Source organism: Flavobacterium sp. LMO6 (assembly GCF_009495795.1).
In the GTDB taxonomy this organism is placed as follows: Bacteria; Bacteroidota; Bacteroidia; order Flavobacteriales; family Flavobacteriaceae; genus Flavobacterium.
The window spans coordinates 1-1,746 of record NZ_WIBH01000036.1 but is presented as its reverse complement, the minus strand read 5'-3'; the positions used below and the strand labels follow the sequence as shown (position 1 = coordinate 1,746).

The window sequence follows — 1,746 nt, the reverse complement described above, 5'->3', positions numbered from 1 at the left end:
TTGTGTTGGCTTGGTGCTGGTTTTTCGCCACAATTTTCAAGCCGCGAAACGTTGTAACACATTTTAATGACAAACACAAATCAAATATCAAATTCGCCTGAACTTCCTCTGATTTCAATCTATAAAAACGTAGGAATTGAAATCATTAATAAGGAAACTATTAAATATTTTGAGAGGACAAGTGCATACAGTCTAATTCAAGATAGTAGTGATGCAGAAATGTATTCAGATAAAATGGAAATATGGAATTTGGAGCAAAAAAACGACAAATTCAAAAACACCAAATGGAATAGATTTTTAGCTAAAACTATTTATAATCCGTCATTTGAAGTTACCTTATTCTGGAAAAAAATTGGTACATATAAATTGACCGAATTAAAAGCAAAAATTAAAAATTGCATTGAGAAAGATGATGACATTTTAACGCAGTTTGTTGAGGCTGATTTTTTGAAATATAAAATCGAGACATCAATAGATTTTGCCGAATTAATTGAAAATCTGAGTAAATACTGTTATGACATAAAAGATGAGGAATTGATTTGGAAAGAAAATGAAGAATGGAATAATAGTAAATAAAAAACGTGCTACAACAGCGGTTTGCTTCAATGGCTACTTCCGGATTTTCCTACGGAAAATCCGCTGCTGAATGGAATGTTTTGTTATATTTGTAATGGCTTGGTGTTGATTCAACGCCACTGAGAGCAAGCCGCAGAACGTTATGCCTAATTTTAAACGAAACGAGAAAAACAGACAATTAATGAATAAATTTTCACTTTCAATTCTATTAATTTTTATAATTAATATCTCGAATGGACAAGAATGCCAAATTCCAAATTTATTGGACAAAGAAATTTTTGAAGCTTCTAACAATGAAAAGTTTGTAGAAGAAGATTTTTACAGAATTAACAATTTGCTTTTTGAATATGAAGCAAAGGACAGTTTGAAAAATTTGAATAAATGCTCTTCATATTTTAAAAACATTGAAAAACTATTTAATTCTGAAACTACTGAAAAACGTGTTTTAGCGTACAGATTGATTGGAGTTGCAAATGACAGTACTTTTAACAACGAACTAATCCACAGAATTAACTCAAATGAAAGTTCACTTTTAAAAACTTGGAGCACAACTGCATTAATGGCAAATAATTGCGGAAAAGCATCTGATGATTTATTTGTTTTATTCTCATCATTCCCAAAAGGATTGCCTGTTGATATTTTGATAAATATGTATATTAAATATGATACAAATGCTGTCAAAAAAACTTGTTGGAAATTTATAGACTCAGAAAATAAAAACCAACAAATTTTGGCTATACAATGTTTAGCAAACTTTGAAAAAGACGAAAAATTGCAAGCTAAACTAATTGAGTTTTTAAACTCTTGGGATAATAATTCTAAAGGTTGGGTAATTTCGTCAATTTCTATGCAGAAAATGGAAAATCTAAAACCTATATTAGAAAAGTATAGCGAAGTAGAAGATCTAAAAGACGTTATAATAAGAGCATTAGAAAATAGTCCAACGAAAACAGACAATAAGTTTGCGAAACAACTCGAAAAGAAGAAAAACTAGGCATAACAGCAGTTTGGCAAAATGGCGGTTTCAGTGCTAAATTCAACGGCAGTTCTTCGATTGAATTTTTGTGCAAAACCGAACTTTTGTGCTTCGATTTCCGCCACTTCGCCAAGCTGCCAAACGTTATAGGCTATACTTCCAAAAATCGTAAAAAAGAAAATATGAAAATTTAT

At 30.5% G+C, this 1,746-nt stretch carries 2 protein-coding genes and 1 pseudogene; 2 read left to right on the top strand and 1 reads right to left on the bottom strand.

Annotated features, from left to right (window positions below):
- Nucleotides 1–66 precede the first annotated feature (66 nt).
- Both GFJ99_RS13200 and GFJ99_RS13195 read left to right on the top strand, forming a co-directional pair.
- Nucleotides 67–576, top strand: a complete 510-nt coding sequence (locus tag GFJ99_RS13200) for a hypothetical protein (RefSeq protein WP_153209508.1) — start codon at nucleotides 67–69, stop codon at nucleotides 574–576.
- Between the two features lie 181 nt (nucleotides 577–757).
- The gene (locus GFJ99_RS13195) at nucleotides 758–1,570 is read left to right on the top strand and encodes a hypothetical protein (RefSeq protein WP_153209506.1); all 813 of its coding nucleotides are present in this window, start codon (nucleotides 758–760) and stop codon (nucleotides 1,568–1,570) included.
- Here GFJ99_RS13195 and GFJ99_RS13685 read toward each other — a convergent pair.
- Nucleotides 1,567–1,746 (bottom strand): annotated as a pseudogene (locus GFJ99_RS13685) (hypothetical protein); the annotation flags it as partial. The gene GFJ99_RS13195 and the pseudogene GFJ99_RS13685 sit on opposite strands and share 4 nt — an antisense overlap.

Bases quoted from the DNA above. Each gene is read 5' to 3' on its own strand.
- GFJ99_RS13200 (WP_153209508.1), top strand. From the start codon at position 67: ATGACAAACACAAATCAAATATCAAATTCGCCTGAACTTCCTCTGATT.
- GFJ99_RS13195 (WP_153209506.1), top strand. From the start codon at position 758: ATGAATAAATTTTCACTTTCAATTCTATTAATTTTTATAATTAATATC.